General features: G+C 67.0%; 7 protein-coding genes and 1 rRNA gene. 2 read left to right on the top strand and 6 right to left on the bottom strand.

Annotated features, from left to right (window positions below):
* Window positions 1-63, bottom strand: a 16S ribosomal RNA gene (locus HMJ39_RS10090); the annotation flags it as partial.
* Window positions 64-383: 320 nt separating this feature from the next.
* A complete protein-coding gene (tyrS, locus tag HMJ39_RS10085; RefSeq protein WP_194297207.1) occupies window positions 384-1583 on the bottom strand; it encodes a tyrosine--tRNA ligase in 1200 nt (399 codons plus the stop codon).
* A 249-nt stretch (window positions 1584-1832) separates the two neighbouring features.
* Here tyrS and HMJ39_RS10080 point away from each other — a divergent pair, with 249 nt between their 5' ends.
* The gene (locus HMJ39_RS10080) at window positions 1833-3209 is read left to right on the top strand and encodes an OapA family protein (protein WP_194297206.1); all 1377 of its coding nucleotides are present in this window, start codon (window positions 1833-1835) and stop codon (window positions 3207-3209) included.
* Window positions 3199-4293 carry an anhydro-N-acetylmuramic acid kinase gene (locus HMJ39_RS10075; protein ID WP_194297205.1) on the top strand — a complete coding sequence of 365 codons (1095 nt, stop codon included), beginning with the start codon at window positions 3199-3201 and terminating at the stop codon, window positions 4291-4293. The genes HMJ39_RS10080 and HMJ39_RS10075 overlap by 11 nt, the downstream gene beginning before the upstream one ends.
* Window positions 4294-4298: 5 nt before the next feature.
* On the opposite strand, the gene HMJ39_RS10070 is transcribed toward HMJ39_RS10075, so the two are convergent.
* The 4 genes from HMJ39_RS10070 to HMJ39_RS10055 all read right to left on the bottom strand — a co-directional run bounded on the left by HMJ39_RS10070 (window position 4299) and on the right by HMJ39_RS10055 (window position 6524).
* Window positions 4299-4832, bottom strand: coding sequence for a phosphatase PAP2 family protein (locus HMJ39_RS10070; protein WP_228462272.1), 534 nt, complete (start codon window positions 4830-4832; stop codon window positions 4299-4301).
* Between the two features lie 78 nt (window positions 4833-4910).
* Window positions 4911-5249, bottom strand: a complete 339-nt coding sequence (gene erpA, locus HMJ39_RS10065) for an iron-sulfur cluster insertion protein ErpA (protein WP_161385552.1) — start codon at window positions 5247-5249, stop codon at window positions 4911-4913.
* Between the two features lie 52 nt (window positions 5250-5301).
* Complete coding sequence (locus HMJ39_RS10060; RefSeq protein ID WP_256245739.1) at window positions 5302-5745, bottom strand: bactofilin family protein; 444 nt, start codon at window positions 5743-5745, stop codon at window positions 5302-5304.
* A 50-nt stretch (window positions 5746-5795) separates the two neighbouring features.
* Complete coding sequence (locus HMJ39_RS10055; protein WP_161385553.1) at window positions 5796-6524, bottom strand: DUF6776 family protein; 729 nt, start codon at window positions 6522-6524, stop codon at window positions 5796-5798.
* Window positions 6525-6552: the final 28 nt, after the last annotated feature.

The following is a 6552-nucleotide window of genomic DNA, read 5'->3' as shown; positions in this document are numbered from 1 at the left end:
GACTTGCATGTGTTAGGCCTGCCGCCAGCGTTCAATCTGAGCCATGATCAAACTCTTCAGTTAAGAAAAGTCTTTAAAGTGCCTGCGCACTTAATACTAGCTCAGCTCGAAACAATTCAACTAGGTTGACTTGTTCAAAGCCGATATCTCTTAAGACACCCAACTCCGAACAGGTCCCACACGTTTGCTTGCCTGATTGTTAAAGAGCCGCGGAGCGTTCGGCGTCTTGCGTCGTTGCCCCGTCGAGGAGTGCGCATTCTACGGATCGGGCCGGACCTGTCAAACCTTTTTTCCGAGCTTTTCTCGAAATTCTTTCCGGTCGCTCAGATTTCAGCCAGCCCGGCCCGCCCGCCAAGGGCCAGGAAATCACACAACCTCTTGATTTACTTGATTATAACCCGGGCAATCTTCTTTTTGCCCGCCTGGATCACCGGGCGCTCGCCGCGCGCGAAGGTCCGCTCCTCGGTAAGCTGGTGGCCATCCACATAGACCGCGCCCCGGCCGAACACGTCCTTGGCGGCCTTGCCGTTCTGGGCCAGACCGGCCAGACGCAGCAGCGGCACCACGTGAATGTCGTCGCCCTCCTCGAGCACCACCTCCACCTCCGGCACGTTGTCCGGGATCTCGCCGAGGGCGGTGATGTTGCCCGCGGAGGATGGCGCGGCCCGGGCCGCCTCTTCGCCATGAAAGCGGGTGACCATTTCCAGGGCGAAGGCCTTCTTCGCCTCCTGGGGGCTGCCCAGCCGCTCCGCCTCCGCCTTGCGCTCCGCCAGCGCTTCATTGGACAGGCCGCTGAGCAGTTCGTAGTAGCGCCAGGTGAGATCGTCCGGAATCGACAGCAGCTTGCGGAACATCTCCCCCGGGGCGTCGTTGACGCCGACGTAGTTCTTCAGGGACTTGGACATCTTCTGCACCCCGTCCAGCCCTTCCAGGATCGGCATGGTCAGGCAGATCTGCGGCGCCTGGCCGTGGGCTTTCTGCAGGGTGCGCCCCATCAGCAGATTGAATTTCTGGTCGGTACCGCCCAGCTCCACGTCCGCCTCCATGGCCACGGAGTCATAGCCCTGCACCAGGGGGTAGAGGAATTCGTGGATGGCGATGGACTGATTGGCCCGGTAGCGCTTGTCGAAGTCGTCGCGCTCGAGCATGCGCGCCACGGTGTACTGGCCGGCCAGCTTGATCATGCCGGCGGCGCCCACCTCGTTCATCCAGGTGGAGTTGAACACCACCTCGGTCTTGTCCGGATCGAGGATCTTGAACACCTGCTCCTTGTAGGTCTCAGCGTTGCGCTTGATGTCCTCGGGGCTGAGCGGCGGGCGGGTGGCGCTCTTGCCGGTGGGGTCGCCGATCATGCCGGTGAAGTCACCGATCAGGAACATGACGTGATGGCCCAGCTCCTGGAACTGGCGCAGCTTGTTGATCAGCACCGTGTGCCCCAGGTGCAGATCCGGCGCGGTGGGGTCGAACCCCGCCTTCACCCGCAGCGGCCGACCGCTGGCGATGCGTTCGCGCAGTTCGTCTTCCTGGATGATTTCATCGGCGCCGCGCGACAGCAGCGCCATTTGCTCTTCCACCTTGACCATTACCACCTCGATTCACGGGACGCCGTCGCGCGCGGCGCCACCAGACTGACAGGGAACCCGGCCGCCCCACGGCGGTCACACCAGGCATCCGCCGGGACCGCGAGGCCCGGAAAAGCTGGCTATTGTAGCACTTGAAGGCGCCCGTAGAAGGCGGGTATCTTTGCTGCAATTCAAGGGACCTCCCCATCCCGTACAACCGGAGGCCCGCCATCAATGCCCCAGGCGGCCACCTCAGAGTGTAGCGACCAGATGAGCATGAATTTTTCCGCCCTCGGCCGCATGGTGCGCCGATTTCCCCGTTTGCATCTCGCCCTGTCCGCCGTCCTGGCCATCACCGTGGTCGCCATGGCCTTGAGCCCGGAATCCGGCGAAAGCCATTCCCAGCGCAGCCAGACCGTGACCCTGCCGAAACCGGAGCCCCGCGCCGAAGCCGGCGCCGAGGCGCGCCCGGTGGCGGCCCGAGAGACGGCGCCGACGCCCGCCCCCGCGCGGCCCGCGCCGGTGGCCCCGGAGCCGGACTGGATTGAGCTGGAAGTGCAATCCGGCGACACCCTGTCCGCCTTGCTCCAGGAGCACGGCGTCACCGCCGCCCAGGTGCACCGCCTGGTGAACGGCGACGACCGCCTGGCGGCCCTGGCCCGCATCCGTCCCGGCGAGACCCTGGGCATCACCCTGGACGACCAGGGCGAACTCAACGCCCTGCGTTACCACCCCACCCGGGTGCAGACGGTGAAGGCCACCCTGGGCGACGACGGTCGCTGGCAGGTGAAAAGCGAGACCCGGGAATACCAGCGCCGGGTGCGCTTCGCCGAGGCGACCATCGACAATTCCCTGTTCCTGGCCGGCCACGCCGCCGGCATGAGCGACAATCTCACCATGCAACTGGCCAACATCTTCGGCTGGGACATCGACTTCGTGCTCGACATCCGCAACGGCGACCGCTTTCGGGTGCTCTACGAGGAGCTCTATCTGGACGGCGAGAAAGTCGGCGTGGGCAACATCCTGGCGGCGGAGTTCTGGACCCAGGGCCGGCATCTCACCGCCTACCGCTTCGAGACCCGCTCCGGCGACGCCGACTACTTCGACAGCGAAGGGCGCTCCATGCGCAAGGAGTTCATCCGCACCCCGGTGGCCTTCTCGCGGATCAGCTCCCGTTTCAGCCTGGGCCGCAAGCACCCGATTCTGAACAAGGTGCGCGCCCACCGTGGCATCGACTACGCCGCCCCCAGCGGCACGCCGATCAAGGCCGCCGGCAAGGGCAAGGTGATCTTCGCCGGGGTCAAGGGCGGCTACGGCAACGTGCTGATTCTCAAGCACGGCCAGCGCTACTCCACCCTGTACGCGCACATGCGCGGTTTCGCCCGAGGCATCCGCGTGGGCAGCCGGGTGAACCAGGGCCAGACCATCGGCTACGTGGGCATGTCCGGCCTGGCCACCGGCCCACACTTGCACTATGAGTTTCGGGTCGACGGCGTGCACCGCAACCCGCAGACCGTGCCGCTGCCCAAGGCGCAAAGCGTCACCGACAACGAGAAACCCCAGTTCCTGGTGCGGGCCAAGCGGCTCGAGGCGCAAATGACCTTGTTCGCCGAGGCCGCCACCCTGGCCAGCAGCAATGTCCTCTGAGGGCCTGTTCGCCGGTCTGATGACCGGCACCAGCCTGGACGGCGTGGACGCCGTCCTGGCCCGCTTCGGCGAGCACCGCGTGGAGTTGCTCGCCCACCACAACGCCCCGCTTCCCACCGACCTGCGCGACACCCTGCTGGCCCTGACCCGACCCGGCGCCGACGAAATCGACCGCGCCGGCCCCTGCCACCGGGCACTGGGCCGGCTCTACGCCGACGCGGTGACGGCGCTGCTGGAGCGCGCCGACGTGGCGCCGTCACGGGTCACGGCGATCGGCAGCCACGGCCAGACCGTGCGCCACCGGCCCGGCACCGACGGCTTCAGCCTGCAACTGGGCTGTCCGGACACCCTGGCCACGGCCACCGGCATCCCGGTGATCCACGATTTCCGCAACAAGGACATGGTGCTGGGCGGTCAAGGCGCGCCTCTGGCGCCCCGCTTCCACGAGCACCTGTTCGCCGACCCCGAGCGCCGCGTGGCGGTGCTCAACCTGGGCGGCATCGCCAATGTCAGCCTGCTCGACCGGGGGACCTTGACCGGCGGCTTCGACACCGGCCCGGCCAATACCCTGCTGGACCTCTGGTACCGGCGCCACCAGGGCGGGGCCTTCGATCGGGACGGCGCCTGGGCCGCCGGCGGCCAGGTGCTGCCGGACCTGCTGGACGCCCTGCTGGCGGATGCCTACTTCCACCGGCCACCGCCGAAAAGCACCGGCCGGGAGTATTTCCATCTGGACTGGCTGACGCCTTTCCTGCGCGAAGCGCCGGCGCCCCGGGACGTACAGGCGACCCTGGCGGAGCTCACCGCGCGCACCGTGGCCGACGCCCTGGCGGACTTCGCCCCGCGGCGGCTACTGGTGTGTGGCGGCGGCGCCCACAACCGGGACCTGATGAACCGCCTGTCGCGGCGGCTGGGCCTGGCGGTGGAAAGCACGGACGTGGCCGGTCTGGCCCCGGACCGGGTGGAAGCGACCGCCTTCGCCTGGCTGGCCTGGGTCTGGTGGGAAAGAGTGCCGGGCAACGCGCCGGCGGTCACCGGCGCCCGCCGGCCGGCGGTGCTGGGACGTCTGACCCTGCCGGATTAGCTCCCCTAGACGAACAGCGTGCCGGCCAGGGCGCAGACCGCGCCGAGCAGGGCGCCGGCGCCGATGTCGGAGGGATAGTGCACCCCGAGCAGCACCCGGGAGAGCCCCACCAGCATGGCGAACGCCAGTGCCACCGTGGCCGCCACCGGATAGAACACGCCCATGAGCGTGGCCATCACGAAAGCCGCGGCGGTGTGGCCGGAGGGGAAGCTGAAGCGGTCGGCGGGCTGCAGGAAGACGCACAGGGACTCATCCATGTCCGCCGGCCGGGGGCGCTTGATCAGATTCTTGAGCGCCATGAAGGCCGGCACTTCCAGCCCGTAGGCGATCACCGCCGCCAGGGCGAACTGGGCGCCGTGGGCACGGTCCAGCAACCAGACCACCAGAATCAGAAACACGTAGAAAGGGCCGTCGCCGAGGCGGGAGATACCACGGGCCAGTTGCGCGCGATGCGCCGCCCGGGGCTGCCGCAACAACCAGCAGATGGCGCGGGTATCGGCGGCGGTCATACGCTGTAGTGAAGGTCGCTGTATCATCATGTCCTCCAGCTTCCGTGCCGTTGACGACAATCCTCTGATACTTTGATGACCGTTAGATGACGGCGACGGTTCCCCCGATCATACCGAGAAGGAGGAACCACAGCCACAGGTGGTGGCCGCGTTGGGATTGTTGACGATGAACCGGGAGCCCATCAGCCCCTGCTCGTAGTCCACCTCGGAGCCATCCAGGTACTGGATGCTCATGGCGTCCACCAGCAGGGTCACGCCCTCGCGGTCCACGGAGGTGTCGTCCTCGTTGACGGCCTCGTCGAAGGTAAACCCGTAGGAAAACCCCGCGCAGCCACCGCCGGTGATGTACACCCGCAGCTTGAGGTTGGGGTTGCCCTCGTCGTCACGGAGCTCGCGCACCTTGGCGGCGGCCCGTTCGGTCAGAATGATGGGACTGGAATCGCTCATGTCGGTCTGAACTGCTATCACCCGCTCATGGTCCAATACCCGAGTGTTACAGTCAAGAATTCTCCGGCGCCGGACCGTCGCCGTCCGCCGTGGCACCGGGCTTTTCCGGCGCGGGCAGATTGCGGCGCTCGTCGTCCAGACGCACCAGCTTGCCGTTGACCCGGGCGCCCATGAGCATTTCGATCATCACGTAGAAGACATTGCCTTCCACCTGGGCCTTGTCGGCCAGCTCCAGGTGCTCGGTGGCGTTCACGTCGCCCTCCACCCGGCCGTTGATGGTGATGCGGGGAACCCGGATCTCGCCGCGCACCACGCCGCTTTCGCCGATCACCAACTGGCCCCCTTGTTCGCCGACGGTGATGTTGCCGTCCACTTCCCCCTGGACGTGCAGACCGCCGTTGAACTCGATGTCCCCCACGATGCGGGCACTGGGGGCGATCAGGGTGTGGTCACGGAAATTCTGCTGACCACCCGCGTTTTTCTTGTCTCGCCTCACCTGCTCTCTCCTGCTTGTCGGTCGGTTTCGCTGAGGGCGGAGCCAGCCCATCACCATGGCAGACTCTGGGTCACTTCCGCCCGCCGGCCGCCGGTGGCGCGCGCGGTCATTTCCAGCGCGCTCACCTGCAGCGCCTCCGGCACCGTCAGGGTACCGGAAAGTTCCTGGAAATAACGGAACCGGAAACGCAAATCGCTGTTCTCGTCGAGCAGATCGTCCGTCTCCAGGGTCACCGCCTCGCCGTCCCGGGTGCCCTTGAGCCGCAAACTGACATTCCCGGACAGGTAGCCCCGGTTGTCGCCGCCGGCCTGGATCAGGATCAAACGGTAACGGAAGCGACGCTCGCCGTCGGCGGGCACCACCTCGAACTTCTGCACCTGCAGGGGCTGATCCACGGTGCCCGGCGACATCACGTTCTTGTAGAACGCCACCGCCTCTTCCAGCTCCGCCGCCTGGTCACGCAGGCCGCGAATCTCCTGGCGCAACTGTTCGCCGGCCTGGTCGGACACCTCGGCGTCGGCGCGGAAACGGGCCAGATCATGGCGGGCGCTGGCGAGCTTGTCGCGGGCCTCTTCGAGGTCGGCGCGCAGGGTCTGGTTGCGGCGGTCCTGGTCCAGGGCGCCGCCCTGTCCCAGCCAGATACCGGCGCCGAAGGCGATCAGCACGGCCAGGATCGCCAGGATCGTGGCCAGCGCCAGCCGGCGCCGCTGCCGGGAGGGGCTCACCGGCATCAGCACCACGTCATCGACGCCGGCGCGGGGGCGGTCGCGGCGAGCCATCAGGACGGGGCTCCGCCGCGGCCGGCGC

This window comes from Alloalcanivorax profundimaris (genome assembly GCF_015265435.1).
GTDB lineage: Bacteria > Pseudomonadota > Gammaproteobacteria > Pseudomonadales > Alcanivoracaceae > Alloalcanivorax > Alloalcanivorax profundimaris.
The sequence above is the reverse complement of the archived record's forward strand: the minus strand, read 5'-3'. Positions and strand labels throughout refer to the sequence as shown.